19 protein-coding genes and 1 riboswitch are annotated in these 20,208 nt (G+C 63.3%); of the genes, 9 read left to right on the top strand and 10 right to left on the bottom strand.

Annotation, left to right across the window (positions count from 1 at the left end; all coding sequences use genetic code 11):
- Window positions 1-6: 6 nt before the first annotated feature.
- Genes EG244_RS14135 through EG244_RS14100 form a run of 8 tightly spaced genes read right to left on the bottom strand, consistent with a single transcriptional unit; the run spans window position 7 to window position 8,105 of the window.
- Complete coding sequence (locus tag EG244_RS14135; RefSeq protein WP_124965635.1) at window positions 7-807, bottom strand: FadR/GntR family transcriptional regulator; 801 nt, start codon at window positions 805-807, stop codon at window positions 7-9.
- A complete protein-coding gene (locus EG244_RS14130) occupies window positions 788-2,293 on the bottom strand; it encodes a M81 family metallopeptidase (RefSeq protein WP_124965634.1) in 1,506 nt (501 codons plus the stop codon). Before EG244_RS14130 ends, EG244_RS14135 begins: the two co-directional genes overlap by 20 nt.
- 3 nt (window positions 2,294-2,296) lie before the next feature.
- On the bottom strand, window positions 2,297-3,562 hold the full coding sequence (locus EG244_RS14125; RefSeq protein WP_124965633.1) for a Zn-dependent hydrolase: 1,266 nt from the start codon (window positions 3,560-3,562) through the stop codon (window positions 2,297-2,299).
- Window positions 3,563-3,564: 2 nt separating this feature from the next.
- Window positions 3,565-4,269: an ABC transporter ATP-binding protein gene (locus tag EG244_RS14120; RefSeq protein WP_124965632.1), complete on the bottom strand. Its 705-nt coding sequence runs from the start codon at window positions 4,267-4,269 to the stop codon at window positions 3,565-3,567.
- Window positions 4,266-5,036, bottom strand: a complete 771-nt coding sequence (locus tag EG244_RS14115) for an ABC transporter ATP-binding protein (protein ID WP_233589017.1) — start codon at window positions 5,034-5,036, stop codon at window positions 4,266-4,268. The genes EG244_RS14120 and EG244_RS14115 overlap by 4 nt, the downstream gene beginning before the upstream one ends.
- Entirely contained in the window at window positions 5,033-6,004 is a 972-nt protein-coding gene (locus tag EG244_RS14110) for a branched-chain amino acid ABC transporter permease (protein ID WP_124965631.1), read from the bottom strand. Before EG244_RS14110 ends, EG244_RS14115 begins: the two co-directional genes overlap by 4 nt.
- A gap of 3 nt (window positions 6,005-6,007) precedes the next feature.
- On the bottom strand, window positions 6,008-6,862 hold the full coding sequence (locus EG244_RS14105; protein ID WP_199737979.1) for a branched-chain amino acid ABC transporter permease: 855 nt from the start codon (window positions 6,860-6,862) through the stop codon (window positions 6,008-6,010).
- A gap of 58 nt (window positions 6,863-6,920) precedes the next feature.
- A complete protein-coding gene (locus EG244_RS14100) occupies window positions 6,921-8,105 on the bottom strand; it encodes an ABC transporter substrate-binding protein (RefSeq protein WP_233589016.1) in 1,185 nt (394 codons plus the stop codon).
- 462 nt (window positions 8,106-8,567) lie between these two features.
- Window positions 8,568-8,677: riboswitch (TPP riboswitch) on the top strand.
- Between EG244_RS14100 and EG244_RS14095 the strand changes: the two genes are divergently transcribed.
- The 4 genes from EG244_RS14095 to EG244_RS14080 all read left to right on the top strand — a co-directional run bounded on the left by EG244_RS14095 (window position 8,668) and on the right by EG244_RS14080 (window position 11,757).
- Entirely contained in the window at window positions 8,668-9,279 is a 612-nt protein-coding gene (locus tag EG244_RS14095) for a YkoF family thiamine/hydroxymethylpyrimidine-binding protein (protein WP_124965628.1), read from the top strand. (Overlaps the previous riboswitch by 10 nt.)
- A 21-nt stretch (window positions 9,280-9,300) precedes the next feature.
- Complete coding sequence (locus tag EG244_RS14090) at window positions 9,301-10,056, top strand: ABC transporter permease (RefSeq protein WP_124965627.1); 756 nt, start codon at window positions 9,301-9,303, stop codon at window positions 10,054-10,056.
- A complete protein-coding gene (locus EG244_RS14085) occupies window positions 10,049-10,783 on the top strand; it encodes an ABC transporter ATP-binding protein (protein WP_124965626.1) in 735 nt (244 codons plus the stop codon). Before EG244_RS14090 ends, EG244_RS14085 begins: the two co-directional genes overlap by 8 nt.
- Window positions 10,780-11,757: an ABC transporter substrate-binding protein gene (locus tag EG244_RS14080; RefSeq protein WP_124965625.1), complete on the top strand. Its 978-nt coding sequence runs from the start codon at window positions 10,780-10,782 to the stop codon at window positions 11,755-11,757. Before EG244_RS14085 ends, EG244_RS14080 begins: the two co-directional genes overlap by 4 nt.
- A gap of 6 nt (window positions 11,758-11,763) precedes the next feature.
- On the opposite strand, the gene EG244_RS14075 is transcribed toward EG244_RS14080, so the two are convergent.
- A complete protein-coding gene (locus EG244_RS14075; RefSeq protein ID WP_124965624.1) occupies window positions 11,764-12,531 on the bottom strand; it encodes an aspartate dehydrogenase domain-containing protein in 768 nt (255 codons plus the stop codon).
- A 142-nt stretch (window positions 12,532-12,673) separates the two neighbouring features.
- Here EG244_RS14075 and EG244_RS14070 point away from each other — a divergent pair, with 142 nt between their 5' ends.
- The 3 genes from EG244_RS14070 to EG244_RS14060 are packed head-to-tail and all read left to right on the top strand — an operon-like array spanning window position 12,674 to window position 16,050.
- Window positions 12,674-13,060 carry a response regulator transcription factor gene (locus EG244_RS14070; protein WP_124965623.1) on the top strand — a complete coding sequence of 129 codons (387 nt, stop codon included), beginning with the start codon at window positions 12,674-12,676 and terminating at the stop codon, window positions 13,058-13,060.
- Between the two features lie 3 nt (window positions 13,061-13,063).
- Window positions 13,064-13,297, top strand: a complete 234-nt coding sequence (locus EG244_RS14065; protein WP_124965622.1) for a hypothetical protein — start codon at window positions 13,064-13,066, stop codon at window positions 13,295-13,297.
- Window positions 13,297-16,050 carry a sensor histidine kinase gene (locus EG244_RS14060; protein WP_124965653.1) on the top strand — a complete coding sequence of 918 codons (2,754 nt, stop codon included), beginning with the start codon at window positions 13,297-13,299 and terminating at the stop codon, window positions 16,048-16,050. The genes EG244_RS14065 and EG244_RS14060 overlap by 1 nt, the downstream gene beginning before the upstream one ends.
- Here the strand turns inward: EG244_RS14060 and EG244_RS14055 are convergent.
- On the bottom strand, window positions 16,017-17,555 hold the full coding sequence (locus EG244_RS14055; protein ID WP_124965621.1) for a helix-turn-helix domain-containing protein: 1,539 nt from the start codon (window positions 17,553-17,555) through the stop codon (window positions 16,017-16,019). The genes EG244_RS14060 and EG244_RS14055 overlap by 34 nt on opposite strands.
- 183 nt (window positions 17,556-17,738) lie before the next feature.
- Here EG244_RS14055 and EG244_RS14050 point away from each other — a divergent pair, with 183 nt between their 5' ends.
- Together EG244_RS14050 and EG244_RS14045 are read left to right on the top strand one after the other, a co-directional pair.
- Window positions 17,739-19,082 (top strand): substrate-binding protein, encoded by a 1,344-nt coding sequence (locus tag EG244_RS14050; RefSeq protein WP_233589015.1) that lies wholly within the window; start codon window positions 17,739-17,741, stop codon window positions 19,080-19,082.
- Between the two features lie 96 nt (window positions 19,083-19,178).
- Window positions 19,179-20,207, top strand: coding sequence for a branched-chain amino acid ABC transporter permease (locus tag EG244_RS14045; RefSeq protein WP_124965620.1), 1,029 nt, complete (start codon window positions 19,179-19,181; stop codon window positions 20,205-20,207).
- Window position 20,208: the final 1 nt, after the last annotated feature.

Genomic DNA, 20,208 nt, shown 5'->3' with positions numbered 1-20,208 from the left:
CAGGGCTCATTCGCTGTGTTTACGTGACAGCAGATCCATGTGAAACGCCGCGTCAAGGTTATGCATATATCCTTCGGCGCAATGCATGTGGTGGCGCATGATTGAGGCCATGGCCGTGCGATCATTGCGCCGCAACGCATCAAGCAGATCGTTATGTGCCTCAATATTATGCTGCCCGAACTCATTATGTTCCCGCATGCTGCCGGTCCGTTTGGTCACGAGGTCGCGCAGCATGGCATTCAGAAAGCGGCACATCAGCGCGAGAATCGGATTGTCGCAGATTTCGCATAAAATGTCGTGGAAGCCGACTTCCACCTGACGCGCCATTTTCAGATCCTCGCGCCCCGCCGCATCGACGCAGGCGGCGATATTCTCCTCCAGCCGCGCGAAATCGGCGGGGGTGATGCGCCCGGCGACATTCTCGATCAGCATGACCTCAAGGGTTTTGCGCAGATCATAGACGTCTTTGAAGTCCAGATCCTGGAAGTGAAAATACTGCCGCATCTGGCGGATCACCACGTCCGGCGACGTGGCCTGCACCTCCGGCCCGCCGTTGGGTCCGGCCTGCATGATCAAAAGCCCCTCCACCTCCAGCGCCTTCAGCGCCTCGCGGACGGTGCCTTTGGAGCAGCCGAAATGCTCCATCAGGTTTTTCTCATGCGGCAGCCGGTCGCCGGGACCAAGGTTCTCGCGGGCGATCCAGCGGCGCAGCTCTTCCGCGACCTGATCGGAAAGCTTGATCCGCCGGATCGGAGGTTTGCGACCCGGTGCGGCGGTCTGGCCCTCGTCAGGGAGTTCTTGGGTCATCATGGGTCTTCCGGCTGGCGTCCGCGTCGAGCGGATAAATCGGACGCCTGAGATTTTTAAAATCAAAGAGGCTGAAGTCAGATCCGGTGACCCCGCCTCCGGCAACTTCTACCACAGCTTTGGAGAGAGGTTCAAAGACCGGACGGCAATACATCCGTGATTTCAAAAGCAAAACTCTCGCCTCTTCGGGGATCACACCGACCGAGGTGAAGATCCCGCGATCCCAGGGCTCATGGGGCGTCTCAGCCACCAGGATCTTTGCCTCGGGCGTGCTGAGCAGCGCCACGCGCCCCATCTGGCAAAGCATCCCCGTATAGATCGGCCCGGTGACGGTATAATCCCCCGCGCCCAGCCGTTCGACCCGGGCTGTCAGGATCAGGGGGGGGCCGGGCGGGGCAAAATGCTCCGCCGGGATCTTATTGCCAAGCCCGACCGTGATCTCCGCGCCTTCGCCCGCCGCAAAGGCGGCTGCCACCACGGCGGGGTCATGGAAGGGTCCGGCCACCACCCCGGTAAAGCCCGCCTGAAGCACCGCTTTCAGCACATCGATATTGTCGCAGGTGCCGCCCGACATACAATTGTCACCGTGATCAAGCAGCAGAACCGGGCCTTCCCCCGGCAATGCGAGCGCGGCCCCCGCGTCATCAAGCGAGGCTTCAAGCGGCTTTTGATCATAGATAAATTCCGCCCTCCGCGCCCAGATCGCATCGGCGATCTTTTCCAGCGCCGGGGCGGGATCATGGCCGGGCTCGGCCAGCGCCACCAGCGACATCCCCGCCTCGCGGATATCGCTCGCAGGAAAGCCGCCAAAGAGGCTGACATCGACCAGACCCGTCTCTTCCGCAAGCGAGGCGACCGCGTCGAGCATATCGCGCATGACACCCGGCCGTTCTGAATTCATCGGCAGGCTATGCGCGATCAGCGGCAGCGCGAGATGACACAGCGTCAGATCACCAAGCCGCCCGCGCAGCTCCATCGCCTCGCAAACCCGCTCACCGGTTTCATACATGTCGATATGCGGATAGCTGAGATAGCCGCAGATCGCCTGCACCGATCCGGCCAGCGCCCCGGTGACATGGGCGTGCAGATCCAGCGCGACGCCGATCGGCACATCGGGGCGGCGGCGGCGGATGCGGGCGATCAGCTCGCCCTCGCCATCCTCATGGCTGCGGGTGACCATGGCGCCGTGCAGATCCAGCAGCACCATATCGATGCTGTCATCAAGCGCTGAAAGGATAGCGTCGCAGATCTGCTCAAAGGCCGCATCCGCCACCGGGCCGGAGGGGAAGGCATGCGCCAGGATCGGGCAGGTGACCTCAAAGCCGCGCCGCTCTGCCCAGTCGAGAAAAGCGCCTACCGGGGTCTGTTTGCCGCGCGCAGCCGCCAGCGCCTCTGCGCCGTAAACCGGGCGGAAGGCCGCAAGCAGCGTGGGCAGCGGCGAGAAGGTATTGGTCTCATGGTTGACCTGGGCAATCAGCAGTCGCATGGCTCAGACGGTTTCCTTTTCGCGCAGCGCTTCGGCGCAGCGGCGATCATAGCCGAGAACCGCATCCAGCAGTACCTGTGCCCCGGCGGCACATTCCTCAAATGCGGTGCTTTCCGCCGGGTTGTGGCTGAGCCCCCCGGCGGAGGGCACAAAGATCATCGTGGTGGGGGCAAGGCGGGCGATATGGACCGCATCATGGCCCGCACCCGAGACAATCTCCCGCGCACTCAGGCCCGACCGTTCCGCCGCATCGCGCACCGCGCGGATGCAGTCGGGATCAAAGGCCACCGCGGCGACGTCAGAGACCGGCGTCAGCCCCCCGGAAACGCCGGAGCCCGCCAGAATCCGCGCGAAGGCGCTGTGCAATTCGGCATCCATCGCCGCCAGAACCGCGTCTTTCGGGTGGCGCATATCCACCGTCAGACGCACCTCGCCAGGGATGACATTGTTGGAATTGGGACTGACCGAGACATGCCCCACCGTGGCCACCGCATCAGGCGCATGGGCATGGGCGATGGCATCGACCGCGCGGATCAGATCGGCGGCCGGCAGCAGCGCGTTTTTGCGCAACGCCATCGGCGTTGATCCGGTATGGGCGGCGCGGCCCTCAAAGACCGCCTCATACCAGCGCAGCCCCTGAACGCCGGTGACGATGCCGATGTCTTTCCCCTCAGCCTCCAGGATCGGACCCTGTTCGATGTGCAGCTCAAACATCGCCCCGATGGGCTGGCCTTTGGGCGGCAGATCACCGCGCCAGCCGATGGCCTCAAGCGCATCGCCAAAAGAGATGCCCTCGCTGTCGCGCCGCCCATTGACCTGGTCCACACTATAGACGCCCGCAAAGCCGCCCGAGCCGAGCATGGCGGGCGAAAAGCGCGAACCCTCTTCGTTGGTCCAGTTCACCACCATCAGAGGGGCTTCGGTCTCAAGGCCCGCGTCATTGAGAGTGCGGATCACTTCGAGCCCCGCCAGCACGCCCAGCACACCGTCGAATTTTCCGCCCGTGGGCTGGGTGTCGAGATGACTGCCCATGGCAATCGGTGGCAGCGCGTTGTTTTTACCCGGACGGACCGCGAACATATTGCCAAAGAGATCGTGGCTCAGCGTCATCCCCGCCGCCGCAACGGCCGCTTGAAACCAGGCGCGGACCCGGGCGTCTTCTTCGCTCAGCGTCAGGCGGCGGATACCACCATCGGGCGTGCCGCCGATCTGGGCGGTCTCCATCAGGCTGTCCCAAAGACGCTCGCCGCGGATTTTCAGGTTCGTCATGCTCAGGCTTTGACCCCCAGATAGCGGTCACGGGCGTCTTTGTCGCGGATAAATTCCTCGCCCGTGGCGTGATAAACAATGCGGCCTAACTCAATGATATTGTGACGCCGCGCAAGGGCCGTGCAGACGGCCAGGTTCTGCTCAACCAAGAGGATCGACACCCCCGTGGCGGCGATTTTGCGGATCTGCGCGACGATCTCATCTACGATCACCGGCGCGAGCCCCTCAACCGGCTCATCGAGCATCAGAAGCTTCGGCCCGGTCAGCAGCGCCCGCGCGATCGACAGCATCTGCTGCTCGCCACCCGAAAGCTGGCCGCCGCCGTTTCTTTTGCGCTCTTCAAGGCGGGGGAAGATCGCGTAGATATCCGACATCCCCCAGGCCGCGCCCCGCCGCTCGGCGATGCGCAGGTTCTCCTCAACCGTCAGCAGCGAGAAGATCCCGCGGTTTTCCGGCACCAGCGAGACGCCCTGTTTGGCGATGCGAAAGGCGGGCTGCCCCGCAAGGTCCTGGCCCTGAAGCCGCACGACGCCCTGGCCCGGCGTCAGCGCCCCGGCAATGGCGCGCAAAGTGGTGGATTTGCCCGCGCCGTTGCGGCCCAGCAGCGTCACCACCTCACCCTCATTCACGCTGAGCGAGACGCCCTGCAGAATGTGGCTTTTGCCGTAATAGGCATGCAGGTTTTCCACCTCAAGAAGCGCGCTCATGCCATGTCCCCCGTGATCATGGAGCCCAGATAAGCGCTTTGCACATCCGGGTTTTCGCGCACCGCAGCGGGCGGCCCCTCGGTCAGTTTGCGCCCGAGCCGCATCACGGTGATCGTATCCGAGATATTCATCACGATCCCCATGTTATGCTCGATGAAAAGAACGGTGTGATCGCGGCCAAGATCGCGGATCAGCCGTTTCATCTCCTCAATATCCTCAACCCCCATGCCCGAGGTCGGCTCATCCATCAGGATCACTGAGGGCTTTGCCGCCATGGCCATGCCGACTTCCAGGCGGCGCTGCTGGCCGTGGGAAAGCTCACCTGCGGGGCGGTTGTGCACCGCCGTCAGGTTCATCCGCTCCATCACTTCTGCCGCCGTCGCCATGGCCGGGCGATTGGCTTCGGCCATGCGCCAGGGCGCGAGCGCAGCCCAGGGGGTTTTGCCCTGAGCCGCCAGGCGCAGGTTTTCTGAGACCGGCAGCGTCGGGAACAGGCTGGTGACCTGGAAGGACCGCGCGATGCCCTGGCGGACCCGCTCATCATCGCGGAACTTCGTGATGTCGGTGCCGTTCAGCAGGATCTGCCCGTGAGAGGGCATGACCCGGCCGGTCAGCGCGTGAAACATCGTCGTTTTCCCGGCGCCGTTCGGGCCGATGATCGAATGCACCGAGTTGCGGCGGATATCGAGATCCATATCGGCCAGCGCCACGAATTTGCCGTAGGTGACGCCGAGGCCGCGGGTGGTGAGCGCAATATCAGGGCTCAATGCTCCGCCTCCTTCTTCTCAAGGCTTTGATCTTTCTGAAAGAACATCACCCAAAGCTTCTCAATCAGCCCCCAGAGACCTTTTTGCAGGAAAAGCGCCACACAGACGAGCGCCAGCCCCAGCAGCAGCAGCCAGCGCGGCCAGATCTGCGAAAGAACATCGGCAAGGATCATATAGGCCGCAGCCCCGATCACCGAGGCAAAGAGGCTGGTTGAGCCGCCGATGATCGTCATGATCAGGATCATCTCAGAGGTGTGATGTTCAATATTCGCCAGCGGTGCCACACCGATCAGCATGGCCTTCAGCGCGCCGCCATAAGCGGTGACCGCGCCCGAAATCGCAAAGGCTGCGGTCTTGAAAGCCTTGACCGGAAAGCCGATGGCGGCAGCGCGCTCTTCATTGTCGCGCACGGCGATCAGCGTGCGGCCAAAGGTCGACTGCGTCGCCTGCAGCATCAGCGCAAAGAGCACTAGGAACGAGACCGCCACGAAGATATAAAAGCTCCAGGCATTGTTCATAGGCCCGGCCCCCAGATCGGGGCGCGGCACATCCATCAGCCCGTTATCGCCCCCCGTCAGATCCGAGAAGGTATAGGCCAGGAAGTAGAAAAGCTGCGAAAAGGCCAGGGTCAGCATGACGAAGTAAACGCCCTGCCGCCGGATCGACAGCCAGCCCACCAGGGTCGCCACCGCCGCCCCCAGAAGCGTGGCCATGATCAGCACCATCCAGACCGGCACGCCGTAACGGGTCAGAAAAATCCCCGCCACATAGCTGCCAAGGCCAAAGAAAATACCCTGACCGAAGGACAAAAGCCCGGTGTAGCCCAGCAGAAGGTTACAGGCCGCCGCGATCAGCGCATAGATCAGCACCTCCGAGGCAAGGATCCCGGAGCGCAGGAACAAAGGCAGCGCCAGCACCGTCAGCAGGGCGAGGCCAAACTGCACGAGAGGTCGGTTGATCAACAGCATCTCTCACGCCCTCCCAAAGAGGCCGCGGGGCATCATCACGATGATCGAGGCCATGCCGATATAGATCATCAGACGCGCGCCCTCGGGCCAGATCGTGGCCATCAGTGACTGCACCACGCCGACCAGAATGCCCGCGACCAGCGCGCCGACATAAGAGCCCATGCCGCCGATCACCACGACCACAAAGGCGATGGAAAGCGCCTCAACCCCCATGAAGGGCTCAACACCCCGAATGGGCGAGACAAGGCCGCCCGCAAGGCCCGCAAGACCGGCCCCGGCGGCAAAAACCACCGTGTTGATGCGCAAAGTATCATAGCCCAGAAGGGCCATGTTTTCCGTGCTTTCAGAGCCTGCCCGCACAATGGCCCCCAGCCGTGTGCGCTCGAGTGCCCAATAGAGCACGAGGGCCAGCACCGCTGTGAAAGCGATCGTGAAAAGGCGGTATTTCGGATAGATAAAGTCGCCCCAGATCACCACGCCGTTCAGCCCGTCGGGGGCCGCGACACTGCCGCCCAAAGGCCCCCAGAGGATGATCACCAGCTCCTGGATAAAGAGCGCGATCCCCACGGTCACCAGGATGTGGAAGGTATGTGGCAGCTTATATATTCGCCTGAGCAGCAGCGCCTCTGTGACGCCCGCGACCACGGCCACAATCAGCGCCGCGATGGGCATGGCAAGCCAGAAACTCATGCCGCGCTCGACCAGATCATAGGTCAGATAAGCGCCCAGCAGATAAAACGCCCCATGGGCAAAGTTCACAAATTGCAAAAGGCCGAAAATGATCGACAGCCCGACAGCCAGCAGAAAATACAGCATGCCCAGCCCGATGCCATTCAGCACCTGGAAGAGATAGGTCACCAGAGGGTCTCCCGTAAGGATCAGCCGCAGGGCAGGGGCCCTGCGGCTTTCAGGGGCGTCAGCTCAGCTTGCAGCCGGTCTTTGCCACCTCAAGGAAGGACTGACCCGATGAGATCACCTCGGCGAAATCGTCCTTATTGGCCATGGCGGATTTCGCCCGGGCCTTCAGAAGATAGTAGTTTTTGATGACCTGATTGTCTTCGGGCCGGACATGCTCTTCGCCGGTGAGACCGGCGTAAGTCATGCCCTTCAGCGCGGCCTGAACCGCCTTTTGATCGGTGCTGCCGGCTTTCATGGCGGCATCGATCATCAGCTTGGTACAGATATAAGAGCCCGCGAGCGAATAGTTCGGGTTCTCATTATATTTAGCGCGCGTCAGCTTCACCAGTTCGGCATTGGCCGGGCTGTCGATGGTGTGCCAATATTGCGCGCCAAAATAGATCCCCTCGCAGAGATCCGCGCCAAGCGCCTCAAACTGCTCCAGCCCCGAGGCCCAGGCGACGACGATGGTCATGCGCTCTTTCAGACCGAAAGAGACAGCCTGGCGCAAAGTATCGGCGCATTGTGCCCCGAAGTTCAGGATCAGCAGCACATCAGGTTTGGTGGCAATGGCATTGGTCAGATAGCCCGAGAATTCCTTCTCGGTCAGCGAGTGGTAAGAGTTGCCGACCAGCTCCAGCCCCTTCTCCTCCAGCACGTCTTTGGTGGCCTGCAACAGGCCCTCGCCGAAGACATATTGCGGGGTGATGGTATACCAGCGCTTGGCATTGGGCAGCGCATCAATGATCGGCCGGATCGACTGGTTGATCGCACCAAAGGTCGGCACCGACCAGCGGAAGGTGGCGGCATTGCATTCCGTGCCGGTGATCTCATCGGCACCGGCGGTGGTGATGAAATTCGCGCCACCCTTATCGGCCTCTTTGCCCATGGCCAGCGATTCCGACGACAGGATCCCGCCTGCGAAAAGCTGAATACCCTCCTGCTGGATCGCATCCTGAACTTTGCGCACCGCCGTGGCGGGCTTGCCTTCGGTATCAAGATCGAAGGTCTTCACCTCGCGGCCATATTTCGCCGTGGCCTCTTCTGCGGCGATGATCGCCCCCATCGAGGCATATTTGCCATTGGCAGCATTGCCGCCCGAAATCGGCACCGGAATGCCGACTTTCAGCACATCGCCCGCCGCAGAGGCGTGGCGCAGAAGTCCGGGGCTGGCAAGGAAAAGCCCGGCGCCAGCAGTGCTCAAAAGTAGTTTTCTTCTTCCGATCATGATGGTTCCCCGTTGGATGCGTGTTCGCTTATCAGTTCTTATAGTCGTAACTATACGGATAGATTTTTGATTCCGTAAAGCGATTTTGATCGCGCTGGCCTGCAGATCATCACCGGCCGGGCCTGGGCCATGGGCTCAACCCTGGCTGGTTGAAAGAGGCTTTCTGGCAAGCTATTGCTGAGGTTGAAATTTACCAGGATGGCCTTCCTGAGGGGCGCCGCGCAGCGGACCGGATTCAGTGCCTGTTTTGCAGGCATTGGCTGAGTTGACTGTTCGCGGGGCCCGGACATCCGCGCCTTTCCAGCCGTAGAAACGCGCGAGCGCCCGGGAATTTAGTGCAGCAGGCTTACCGCCGCCCTGACCGGCCCTGCCGGCGCGCGGCTGCACAAGGTGCCTCGCAAAGCTGTTGACAGGCGGGACGGGGCGCGACACAGTCCTGCCCATAACCAGGGGTGCTTCCGCGACGGGGGCTGAGATGCGCAGATCTGCGCGAACCCTTCACAGCTGATCCGGATAATGCCGGCGGAGCGAGGGACTTATGTTTATTGGCGCGCAGGTGTCACTTTATCCGATGACCCGTGATTTTGTCGGGGTCATCCTTTCGGGGCTTTCGGCCCTTGATCCTTACCGCGATGCGCTCCGGATTGAGACCGATGACATCTCGACCCTGATGGTCGGGGCACCGGGTCCGCTGCTCGACGCCATCCGCGATCTCTTTGCCGGGGTTGCAAAGGGGCCTGCGCATGTGGCGATGCATGTGACCCTGTCGCGCGGCTGTCCGGGAGAGCCGGATGATCCCTCCTGCGCCTGCGATGTCCTGTCAGTCGCGCAAAGCCAGCCCCTGGCCGAGCGTCAGCGGCTGGCGCTTGCAGCCGTGACGGCGGCCCCCCTCAGCGGGGTGGAGATTGACCTGCAGTTCTCACTTTATGTGATGGGCAGCGGCGGTCATATGGATGAAATCTATGGCTGCATCGCTTTTCTGAAAGAAAGCGGCACCTTTTTGCGCTCAAAGAACTTCTGCACCCGGCTGCGCGGCGATGCCGGCCCGGTGTTTGAGACCCTGCGCCAGGCTTTTCTGCGCTTTGGCCCGGCAGAGGGGCATGTGACCATTGATCTGACCGCCTCGGCCAACAGCCCTTCGCCGCGCTGATCTTCGCAAAGAGGATTGGACATGCTGTCGCGCGTGCTGCCGCCGCTGGCGCTTTTTGCGCTGCTTTTCGCTGCCTGGGAGGGCTATTGCCGCCTCAGCGGGGTCTCAGAACTGGTGCTGCCGGGGCCCTCTGCGGTCCTGCGGGCGCTTTACATCCATCGTGAGGCGATCGGCGGCCATGCCCTGGCCACGCTTCTGGTGGCGGTGCCGGGCTTTGCGCTCTCCGTCAGTTTTGCGGTGCTGACATCGGTCGCGCTGCACTTTTACCCAAGGGCGGAACGGGCGGTGCTGCCGGTTTTTGTGGCCAGCCAGACCGTGCCGCTGGTGGCGCTGGCGCCGCTGATGATCCTGTGGTTTGGCTTCGGGCTTTTGCCGAAAATCCTGCTGGTCATTCTGGTGACCTTCTTTCCGGTGCTTCTGAGCCTGCTGTCGGGCTATCGCCAGACGCCCGCGGCCTTCCGGGATCTGCTGCGCAGCATGGGCGCGGGGCGAAGGCAGATCTTTCTGCGGGCGACCTGGCCCTCGGCGCGGGGGGCCTTTTTCGCGGGGCTCAGGATTTCCGCCACCTATGCCATCGTGGCGACGATTTTTGCCGAATATGCCGGGGCGCGACAGGGCATCGGGATCTGGATCCTGGCCGCAAAGAACAGTTTTCGCGCCGATCTGGTGCTGGCGGCGGTGCTGGTCTCTGCCCTTCTGACGCTGGGCCTGCTGGGGGCTTTGCGCGCGATTGAGGCGCTGAGCGCGCGCGGTCCGGCGAGGCGGCACCATGCTTGAGATCCGCGGGCTGACCCTCCGGGCGGGGGGCCGGGTATTGCTGCAGGATCTCTCGCTCCAGGTGCCGGGGCAGGGGATCACGGCCCTGCTGGGCGCGTCCGGCTGCGGAAAAAGCTCGGTGCTGAAATGGCTTGCGGGCATCCTGCCCGAGGGGGTGCAGGCTGAGGGCGAGGTTCTGGTTGACGGCCAGCCGCGCCCCACAGGCGACCGTCTGCTGGCTTACCAGCCACAAAACGATGCGCTGTTTCCCTGGCTGACGATTGCTGAGAACGCCGCCCTCGGGCTGCGCATGGCCGGAGTTTCTGCAAAATTGGCCACCGCCCGGGTGCTGCCGCTTTTCGCGCCCTTTGGTCTGGCGGGAACTGAGGGGCTTTATCCCGAAGACCTCTCCGGCGGCATGCGCCAGCGGGCGGCGTTTTTGCGCACCATGGTGCAGGAACGCCCCTTCGTGCTTCTTGATGAGCCTTTTTCGGCGCTGGATGCCGTGACACGGCTGAAGATGCAGACCTGGCTTCTGGCGCGGCTTTCGGCCACGCCGCGAGGGGGCCTTCTGGTCACCCATGATCTGCAGGAGGCGGCGGCACTTGCCGACCGGATCTGCGTCATCACAGCCGGACACGGCGTCACACTGCCCGTCGATATGCCCCATTCTGAGCGCACAGAGGCCGCCATGGCGCCCCTGCGCGAGACCCTGAAATCCCTGCTTCTGGAGGAATGCCCGCCATGATCCGACCCCTTCTGACCGCCGCTTTTCTCACGCTTCCCCTGAGTGCTGCCGCGCAGACACCGCTCTCCGTCGCGCTCGACTGGACGCTGAACACCAATCACATCGGCATCATCGCCGCGCGCGACCGCGGGTTTTACTCAGCTGAAGGGCTGACGGTTGAGGTTTTACCCTTCTCAGACACCAGTTCTGCGGCGCTGGTGGCCTCGGCTGCAGCTGATTTTGGCTATCTTTCGGCGCTGGCCTTTCTCAGCGCAAAGGCGGGTGGCGCGGATCTGACCGCGCTTTGGGCCACCATGCAGCATGAGACGGGGCGGCTGGTCTATAACCTTGATAACACGGAGATTAAGCGCCCCGCAGATCTTTCGGGCAAAACCTATGCCGGTTTCGGCAGCGCCTGGGAGGCGGCGCTGATCGCCACCATGATCCGCCATGACGGCGGCACACCCGAATGGGATAGCGTGACGCTGGGCACCGGCGCTTATGAGGCGCTGGCCTCGGGCGCGGTGGATTTCACGCTGGAAGTTGCGACCTGGGAGGGGGTGAACGGCCAGCTTCTGGGCCGCCGTCAGGGCAGTTTTCGCTATCAGGATTATGGCGTGCCCGACCAGCACAACGGCTATATCGCCACCCGCGCCGGCCTGCTGAGCGAACAGCCCGAAGTGGTCGCCGCCTTTATGCGCGCGACTAAGGCGGGCTATGACTGGGCCGCAGATAACCCCGGGGCGGCGGCAGATCTGCTGGTTCAGGCCGGAGATTTCCCCCGCCCCGAGCTGGTTCACGCCTCAATGGCGGCGATCATGGCGGGCGGCTGGCTGCGCGATGAAAGCGGCGAGACCGGCCGCATCCGGCCGGAGCGTTTCGCGCAGATGGCGAAATTTCTCTATGACAGCGGGGTGTTAAAAGACCAGAGCGGTCAGGCTCTGGTCTGGCCGGGGGATGTCTCGGACTGGTATGACCAGTCCTGGCGCGACTGAGCGCGCTCAGACGATCTGCAGCCCGCCGCCGCCGAGGATCCTTGCGATCGATCCGGCGGCAGAGCGCGGGGTATAGGCCCCCGTCACACCGCCAAGCGAGGGGGAGGAGGCCTCAATGACCCAGGCGAGACCCTCGCCCGTCACCTCAATGCGGTGCTCATTCACGCCCTGGCCGGGAACGGCGATGATGCGGCTGAAGGTGCGGTCCATGCCCATTCCGGCCAGCGCCACGGCGGCGTGGACATTGACGTTGCGCGGAAACTTCAGGCAGGCCTCACGGGCCGCGCCTTCAAAGATCACGCCCTCGGTCTCGGGCGGCAGGCCAAGGCTTTTGCCGCTTTTGCGGGTGGTGATGGTGACGCTTTGCAGGATCGGACCGGCATCGGCCAGACCATCAAGCCCCAGAACCGCGCCATGGGGCAGATAGAAGCGGCGACCCGAGCGGGCGGCCCCTTCGCGGATCTGCGCCTCAAGGGCTGCATCGGCCAGAGCGGTGCCGGAAAACGCACAGAAATCAGCACTTTCCAGCACACGCGGCGCATAATCGGCCACGACCTGCGCGACAGAGGTCTCGATCACCAGATCGGCCCCGCGCGACAATGCCTCTTCGGGATCGGCTGTCGCCACACCCGGCGCGAGGTTCAGATCGGCAATCTTCGCCGGATCACGGTTGAGCACGAAGACCAGCTCAACACCCTCGTGCTTTTTCAGCTCTGCCAGAACGGCGCGGCCAATGGTGCCCGCTCCGAAAATCCCCACTTTGCGCTTTTGCATCTCGGTCCCTCCGATTTTTACTGGCTTTACCCCCGGGAGACAGGCTTCGCGAGAGAATTCAGCTAATTTTCTTGCTCCGCAGCGCAAGGCTGCCTAGCATTCGGTCATGAATAGAGCATTTGACTGTGGGGGAGCAGCCCGAATGTTCGACGTTTTGATTGCAGAAGATGAACCGGCCATTTCTGAAACACTCAGCTTTTTGCTGGGGCGTGCGGGGTGGCGCTGTGAGACGGTGGCGGACGGCGAAGCCGTGCTGCCCGCCCTGCGACGGCGTCGCGCGGGGCTGGTCATTCTTGACATTATGCTGCCCGGGCGCAGCGGGCTTGATGTGCTGCGCGCGCTCAGGGGCGACAGTGATTATGCGCGGCTGCCCGTGCTGATCCTGACCGCGCGCGGGCAAAAGGCCGACCGTCAGCTGGCGCTGGATCTGGGGGCGGATGGCTTCATCTCAAAGCCCTTTGCCAATGATGAGCTGATCCGCGAAGTGCAGCGCCTTTTGCAGGGCTTTGCCGCCACCGGCGGGCGCTGAGCCATGCCGCAGCGCAGTCAGACCCAGGAGGAGGCGCGCCGCAGAGACCTGGCGCTGGTGCTGCCCGCGCTTGGGGTGCTGCTGCTGCTGCCGCCGCTGCTTAATCTTTTCACCCGCCGGGTGCTGGTCTGGGAGATCCCGCTGGAGGTGATTTACCTCTTTACCGTCTGGGCCCTGCTGATTGTCGGGGCCGCGGTCTATTCGCGCCGCGTACGGGCCGGGCGCGATCCGGGATGATGCTGTCAGCCGATTTTGTGGTGCTGGCCTCGGTCAGCTATGTGGGGTTGCTGTTTCTTCTCGCCTGGGGCTCGGACGTGTGGTCGCGCCAGGGACGGGCGGCTTTTCTGCGCTCGCCGCTGGTCTATACGCTGTCGATCTCGGTCTATTGCACCAGCTGGACCTTTTATGGCGCGGTGGGCACGGCGGCGCGTAATGGTCTGGAATTTATGGCCATTTACATGGGGCCGACGCTGGTTTTTGTCGGCTGGTGGTTCGTTTTGCGCAAACTGCTGCGCATCGGTCACGGGCAGCGGATCACCTCAATCGCGGATTTTCTGTCGTCGCGCTATGGCAAGTCGAGCCGGATTGCCGTGCTGGTCACCATCATCGCCACGGTGACCATCACGCCCTATATCGCGCTGCAGTTGAAGGCGATCACCGCCTCGCTGCAGGTCATCACCCAGCAGACCGCCGGGCCCTCGCGGCTTTCAACGCTGGACGATGCGACCCTGGCGCTGATCGTGGCCGCCGGGATGGCGGTCTTTACCATCCTCTTTGGCACCCGCAATGTCGATGCGCGCGAGCAGCATCCCGGCGTGGTCGCGGCCATCGCCTTTGAGGCGGTGATCAAGCTTGTGGCGCTGGTGGCGGTGGGGCTGTGGGTGCTGACGGGGGTCAGTGACGGCCCCTCTGACATCTTCGCGCGCGCCACGGCTGCGGGCTATGAGGTGCATGAGGCCGCCCCCTTTGGCTCCCGCTGGGTGACGGTTCTCTTTCTTTCCGCGGCGGCCGTGATCTGCCTGCCCCGGCAGTTTCAGATCACCGTGGTCGAAAACAGCAACGAAGATCACCTGCGCACCGCCTCCTGGGCCTTCCCGCTTTATATGCTGATTATCAGCCTTTTTACGCTGCCGATCGCCTATCAGGGCCTTGCGACCCTGCCTGCGGGGGCCAATCCGGATATGTTTGTGCTGACCCTGCCACTGGCGGCGGGGCAGGACGGGCTGGCGCTTCTGGCTTTTATCGGCGGGTTTTCCTCGGCCACTTCGATGATTATCGTGGCCTCAATTGCGCTGTCGATCATGGTGTCGAACCACATCGTTCTGCCGCTGGCGCTGCGGCTGACCGATGATCTGAGCGAGGCGGGAACCCGCGGCTTTGCGCGGCTTTTGCTGATGAGCCGACGGGTCTCCATCGCGCTCATTCTGTTTTCGGGCTTCATCTATTTCTGGCTGACCGGCGAAAGCGGGGCACTGGCGACCATCGGGCTGATCTCTTTTGCGGGGGTGGTGCAGTTTCTGCCCGCGCTTCTGGCGGCGCTTTACTGGCGGCGCGCGACCATGGCGGGGGCGCTGTCGGGCCTGTCGGCGGGCTTTATCCTCTGGGCCTGGACGCTCTTTTTGCCAAGTTTTGCGGCCTCGCATCCGCGCATCGCGGCCTGGGTCCAGGAGGGGCCATGGGGCATCGGCCTGCTGCGCCCCGAAGCGCTTTTTGGCATGACAGGGGTGGACCCGCTGGTGCATTCGATCTTCTGGAGCCTGTTGGTGAACGCAGGCCTGCTGGCGCTGGTCTCGCTTCTGACCCGTCAGAGCGCGACGGAGCGTGACCAGGCCGATGCCTTTGCCGACTGCTTTGCGGCCCCTGCGCCGGGAACGGCGGTGGCGCGGGCCAGGGTGGCGGCGGAGGATCTGTTCTTTCTCGCCGAGCGGGTGCTGGGCTGGACCCGCGCGCAGGCGATGTTTTCCGAGGCCGGAATCGCGCGCGCGGGGGCGCGGGCCGCAGACGCTGTGCCGCCTGCCTTTGTCAGCCGCCTGGAGCGCGAGATGGCAGGGCTGATCGGGGCGGCCTCCGCGCATATTCTGCTGTCAAAAATCGTCGAGGGGGACGGGCTGTCGCTGGAAGAGGCGATGCAGATCGCGGGCGAGACGCTGCAGGTCATCTCGCATTCCAATGAATTGGAACGCAAATCTGCCGAGCTGCGCCTGACCGCCCGCAAGTTGCAGGAGGCCAATACCAAACTTCACACGCTGCACCGCCAGAAGGATGATTTCCTCAGCCAGGTCAGCCATGAGGTGCGAACCCCCATGACTTCGATCCGCTCGATCTCGGAAATCCTGATGCGCGAGAGCGATCTGCCTGAGGGGCAGCGGGGCCGCTTTGTGGAACTGATCCACCAGGAAAGCCTGCGGCTGACGCGGCTGCTGGACGAAATCCTTGATCTCAGCGCGCTGGAGCATGGTGAGCGCGACTGGCTCAACCGCCCCATCGACGGCAGCGCGGCTCTCGCGCGGGCCTGCGATGTCTGCGAGGCGCTGGCGCGGCCGCGCAACATCCGCATTCACCGCGCCGCCAAAGGCCCGCAGGTCACGGTGGCCGGGGATCCGGACCGCCTGGCGCAGGTCTTCATCAATATCATCGCCAATGCCATCTCGCACAACCGCGCCGCAGATCCGGTGGTGCTGGTCACCGCCGAGGTGAAGGAGGGGGCCTGGGTGGTGGAGATTTCCGACAACGGCAGCGGCATTGCGCCTGAGTTCCGCGAGGCGGTCTTTGAGAAATTTCTGCGCCTGACGGCGGCGCCGGGCACCGCCGGGGGCTCGCTGCCGGGGCTGGGGCTGGGGCTCAGCATCTCCAGCACGATCCTGCAGAAACTCGGCGGCCGGATTGACCTGGTTGAGGGGCCGCTTCCGGGCGCCTGTTTCCGCATCACCCTGCCGCTGCCCCGTCCCCGCAGCCCTCAGAGCGGCGCTGTCAGCATCGCCGCTTCCTGACGGTGACTGCAGGAGGGCCGCGGGCAAAGCGCACAGGAAGGCCCCACCGGCACCGCCGGGGTCGTGCCCGAGATTTTCAGATCGCTGCCGTAGACCGTGCGGTCCGCCTGCAGCAGATCACAGGCCAGCATGATCGAGAAGGTCAAAGGCGGCTCGCGCCAGCTGGCGATGCGTTTGGGCACCGCCTTGGCGATCAGCAGATAGCGGTGGCCATTGGGAAATTCCGCAACCTGGCGCACCACATCGGGCGCGGCGGGGGCCAGATAGACCGGCCAGATCGGGCAGCCGTGACCGCCCCCCGGCCAGGACAGGCCATGCACCGGAAAGCGCTTGGTCAGACGGCCCGAGGGGTCAGCCCGCAGAAAGCCAAAAGGCACCCCCTCTGCGCCGGGGCGGCGCAGGGTCACCAGACGGTGGGCCGCCTGCTCAAAACTGGCCCCAAAGCTGTGCGACAACAGATCAATGTCATAGCGGTGCCGCTCTGCCGCTTCGAGGAAGCGGTCATAGGGCATGATCATAGCCCCCGCCCCATAAGAGGCCAGCGCCGAGCGTGCAAGGCGGCGGCCTTCGTCCGAAGCGGGGCCGAGATCCGCGCAGAGCCGGTCGAGCACCTCACCTTCCGACAGCGAGACGATCTGCCGGGCCAGCTGAAACCGCCGCGTCGCCTGGGGGTCTGAGCTGCGGAGCCAGAGCGTGCCGCCCTCGCGCCGCACCCGCTGCGCGCCGTCATCCCCCGTGCGGCGGCAGCGCAACCCGTGACGGCGCTCCAGAATATCGGCCAGATGCGCCTCATCGGGGGGGCCGTCCAGGGTTTCGCAGATGCGCTCTGCCGCCGCCTCCAGCTCGGGGAAGTGGTTGTTCGCGGCGATAAAAGCGTCCTCCACCTCGCGCACCGGCGACAGACCGCTGCGCCGCTGGCTTGATTGCTCAAAATAGCCCGCAAGGCCGCGCATGGTCTGGCTGAGACCCCGGGCCTCCTGCATGATTGAGGTGGAAAACCGCGCGCGCTCGGCCTCGCTGAGGTCGGGGACCTCGGCCAGGATTTCAGCCCCCGAGCGCAGCCCCGTCATACGGTTGAGCGCCTCATGCAGCATGGCCGACAGAACCGGATCCGAGGAGAAGCGGTCGGAGAGATAATCAAGTTCCGCCCCCGCCTCTGCCTGGGCGCGGTGCAGCCGCAACAGCGCCTGCGCCAGTTCGGGAAAGCGCGCCACCAGATCGCGCAGATCGCCCTCAGGCGGGCTCAGCCCGATCAGCAGCGGATCGGCCAGAACCTCCTCCAGCCGCTGCAGCAGTTTTTGCTCGCGCGCGCCGGAGAGGTCTTCGGGCAAAAGCCCAAGGCCCTCCGCGATGCGGTTGAGCAGCGCCCCCCCCACCTCGCGACGGTCGGCCTCAATGAGATTGAGATAGCTTGCCGAGATGCCCGACGCCGCTGCAAGTCCGGCCTGCGACAGGCCCATCTCTTTGCGGCGACGGCGGATTTTGGGACCAACAGGGGCGCGCATGGGCTGAGCCTCGGGCTGAAATATCTTCTTAAGAATTTGTAAATTCTTTACAGAATAGCCAATGGTTCCAGAAAGTCTTTACAAAAAAATCCTGCATTCTCAGTTTATTATTGAGAACCTTTCCTGACTGACCTCTCCTGTGACGTGGAGTGAGGACTCTGTTTCAACCAGGGAGGAAGAGACGTGACGAGACTTCTGATGAACCGGCGCGGGTTACTGCGCACCATGGGCGCGGGGGCGGCGGCGACGATGGCCTCGCCGATGTTCTTTACGCGCGGCGCATGGGCCAATGAGTTCTGCAACAGCCCCGAAAAGAGCGGCAAGATCATCTTCGGCTTTAACGTGCCGCAGACCGGATCTTACGCCGAAGAGGGCCTGGAGCAGCTGAAAGCCTATGAGCTGGCGATCAAGCATATCAACGAGGGCGGCGGTATGCTCGACACCCTCAAGCCATTGTCGCTGAAAGGCAATGGCGTGCTGGGCAAGAAGGTCGAGTTCGTCTCGGGCGATACCCAGACCAATACCGACGCCGCCCGCGACGGCGCGCGCCGCATGATCGAGCGCGATGGCGCGATCATGGTGACCGGCTCGGTCACCTCGGGTGAGGCGATTGCGGTGCAGTCGCTCTGCCAGGAAAAGGGCGTCATTTATATGGCGGGCCTGACCCATTCGAACGACACCACCGGCAAAGACAAGCGCCGCTATGGCTTCCGCCACTTCTTCAACGCCTATCAGTCGGGCGTGGCCATCGCGCCGCATCTGGCCAGCGCTTACGGCAAAGACCGCCGCGCCTATCACCTGACCGCCGATTACACCTGGGGCTGGACCCAGGAGGAATCGATCAAAGCCGCCACCGAGGCGCTTGGCTGGGAAACCGTGGCGACCGTGCGCACGCCGCTGGGTCTGGGCGATTACTCGCAGTATCTCACCCCGGTTCTGAACTCGGGCGCGGATGTTCTGATCCTGAACCACTACGGCCACGACATGGTGAACTCGCTGCCCCAGGCCGTGCAGTTCGGTCTGCGCGACCGTCAGGCCAATGGCAAAGACTTCCAGATCGTCGTTCCGATGTTCTCGGAACTTATGGCCGTGGGCGCGGGTGAAGCCGTGAAAGGCATCATCGGCACCTCGAACTGGCATTGGGCGCTGGAAGATGCCGGAACCCAGGCCTTCACCAAGGCTTACGGCGAAGCTTATGGCGTGCCGCCGAGCCAGGCCGCCCATACCGGTTATGTGCAGGCGATTCTTTACGCGGATGCGGTGGAACGTGCGGGCAGCTTCTATCCGCCGGAAGTCATCAAAGCACTTGAGGGTCATGAGTTTGACGGCGTGGGCATCGGCCCGACGCTTTATCGTGACAGCGATCACCAGTGCTTCAAAGACGTTCTGGTGGTGCAGGGCAATGACAATCCGTCCAGCAAATTCGACGTGCTGAACGTGATCGGCAAAGCCACCCGGGATGAGGTCACCTATGACCCGTCGATCTTCGGTGGGGAGCTTGGCCCCTACGAGCCGAACCAGTGCTGATTTGAGCCTGTCGCCGGGCCGGGGAGAGGAGCCCCGGCCCGCACCACAGCCGCCTTTCAACAAAAAGCGGGTCCGAAAACCCGTCCGGGGGGGAGAATGAACGCCTTTCTTGCGCAATTGCTGAACGGGCTCGACAAGGGCGGGGCTTATGCCCTGATCGCTCTTGGTCTGACGCTGGTCTTCGGCACTTTGGGCGTGGTGAACTTTGCGCATGGCGCCCTGTTTATGCTGGGCTGCTTTTGTGCGGTCGCCTTCCGCGCTCTTATTACCATTGAAACCATTACCATCGATCCGACCAAACTGTCGCCCTGGGGCCAGCCTCTGGAGATCCGCACGCCGGTCGTGCAGGACTGGCTGGGCAGCTGGGGCACGGTGATCGTTGATTATTCGGTGCCTTTGTCGATCCTGCTGACGATCCCTGTGATGCTTGCCATCGGCATCGGCATCGAGCGCGGGCTGATCCGGCATTTCTACAAACGCACCCACGCCGAGCAGATCCTGGTGACCTTTGGTCTGGCCATCGTCATCGGCGAAGTGGTGAAAGCGGGCTTTGGCCCCAACCCCTGGCCGCAGCCGATCCCGAATGCGCTGCGCTCTGCCGCTGATATCGGCCGCTGGATCGGCATGGAGCCGGGCGCGCTGACCTATCCCTGGTGGCGGATGATTTATCTCTTCTTCGCGCTTTCGGTGATTGCGGGCGTCTTTGCCTTCCTGCGCTTTACCACCTTCGGGATGGTTGTGCGGGCCGGCATGGCAGACCGCGAAACCGTGGGCTTTCTGGGCATCGATATCGACCGGCGCTTCACCGTGGTCTTTGGTCTTGCGGCCGTGGTCGCGGGGGTTGCGGGGGCGATGTATACGCCGCTTTTGCCGCCGAACTATCAGATCGGCATGGATTTTCTGGTCTTAAGCTTTGTGGTGGTCGTGGTCGGCGGCATGGGCTCATTGCCCGGTGCGGTGCTGGCGGGCTTCCTCCTTGGGATTTTGCAGAGTTTTGCCTCTATGACCGAAGTGAAGTCGATCATTCCCGGCATTGACCAGGTCATCATCTATCTTGTCGCCGTTATCATTCTTCTTGTGCGTCCCCGTGGTCTGATGGGTCGGCGCGGCGTGATGGAGAGCTGAG

Origin of the sequence: Falsigemmobacter faecalis (assembly GCF_003863335.1) — a bacterium.
In the GTDB taxonomy this organism is placed as follows: domain Bacteria; phylum Pseudomonadota; class Alphaproteobacteria; order Rhodobacterales; family Rhodobacteraceae; genus Wagnerdoeblera; species Wagnerdoeblera faecalis.
This window is presented reverse-complemented; position numbering and strand designations above follow the sequence as displayed.

What these genes read in the sequence shown, in the direction of transcription:
- EG244_RS14135 (WP_124965635.1), bottom strand. Translation starts at nt 807, where the DNA reads ATGACCCAAGAACTCCCTGACGAGGGCCAGACCGCCGCACCGGGTCGC.
- EG244_RS14130 (WP_124965634.1), bottom strand. Translation starts at nt 2,293, where the DNA reads ATGCGACTGCTGATTGCCCAGGTCAACCATGAGACCAATACCTTCTCG.
- EG244_RS14125 (WP_124965633.1), bottom strand. Translation starts at nt 3,562, where the DNA reads ATGACGAACCTGAAAATCCGCGGCGAGCGTCTTTGGGACAGCCTGATG.
- EG244_RS14120 (WP_124965632.1), bottom strand. Translation starts at nt 4,269, where the DNA reads ATGAGCGCGCTTCTTGAGGTGGAAAACCTGCATGCCTATTACGGCAAA.
- EG244_RS14110 (WP_124965631.1), bottom strand. Translation starts at nt 6,004, where the DNA reads ATGCTGTTGATCAACCGACCTCTCGTGCAGTTTGGCCTCGCCCTGCTG.
- EG244_RS14095 (WP_124965628.1), top strand. Translation starts at nt 8,668, where the DNA reads ATGTTTATTGGCGCGCAGGTGTCACTTTATCCGATGACCCGTGATTTT.
- EG244_RS14090 (WP_124965627.1), top strand. Translation starts at nt 9,301, where the DNA reads ATGCTGTCGCGCGTGCTGCCGCCGCTGGCGCTTTTTGCGCTGCTTTTC.
- EG244_RS14085 (WP_124965626.1), top strand. Translation starts at nt 10,049, where the DNA reads ATGCTTGAGATCCGCGGGCTGACCCTCCGGGCGGGGGGCCGGGTATTG.
- EG244_RS14080 (WP_124965625.1), top strand. Translation starts at nt 10,780, where the DNA reads ATGATCCGACCCCTTCTGACCGCCGCTTTTCTCACGCTTCCCCTGAGT.
- EG244_RS14075 (WP_124965624.1), bottom strand. Translation starts at nt 12,531, where the DNA reads ATGCAAAAGCGCAAAGTGGGGATTTTCGGAGCGGGCACCATTGGCCGC.
- EG244_RS14070 (WP_124965623.1), top strand. Translation starts at nt 12,674, where the DNA reads ATGTTCGACGTTTTGATTGCAGAAGATGAACCGGCCATTTCTGAAACA.
- EG244_RS14065 (WP_124965622.1), top strand. Translation starts at nt 13,064, where the DNA reads ATGCCGCAGCGCAGTCAGACCCAGGAGGAGGCGCGCCGCAGAGACCTG.
- EG244_RS14060 (WP_124965653.1), top strand. Translation starts at nt 13,297, where the DNA reads ATGCTGTCAGCCGATTTTGTGGTGCTGGCCTCGGTCAGCTATGTGGGG.
- EG244_RS14055 (WP_124965621.1), bottom strand. Translation starts at nt 17,555, where the DNA reads ATGCGCGCCCCTGTTGGTCCCAAAATCCGCCGTCGCCGCAAAGAGATG.
- EG244_RS14045 (WP_124965620.1), top strand. Translation starts at nt 19,179, where the DNA reads ATGAACGCCTTTCTTGCGCAATTGCTGAACGGGCTCGACAAGGGCGGG.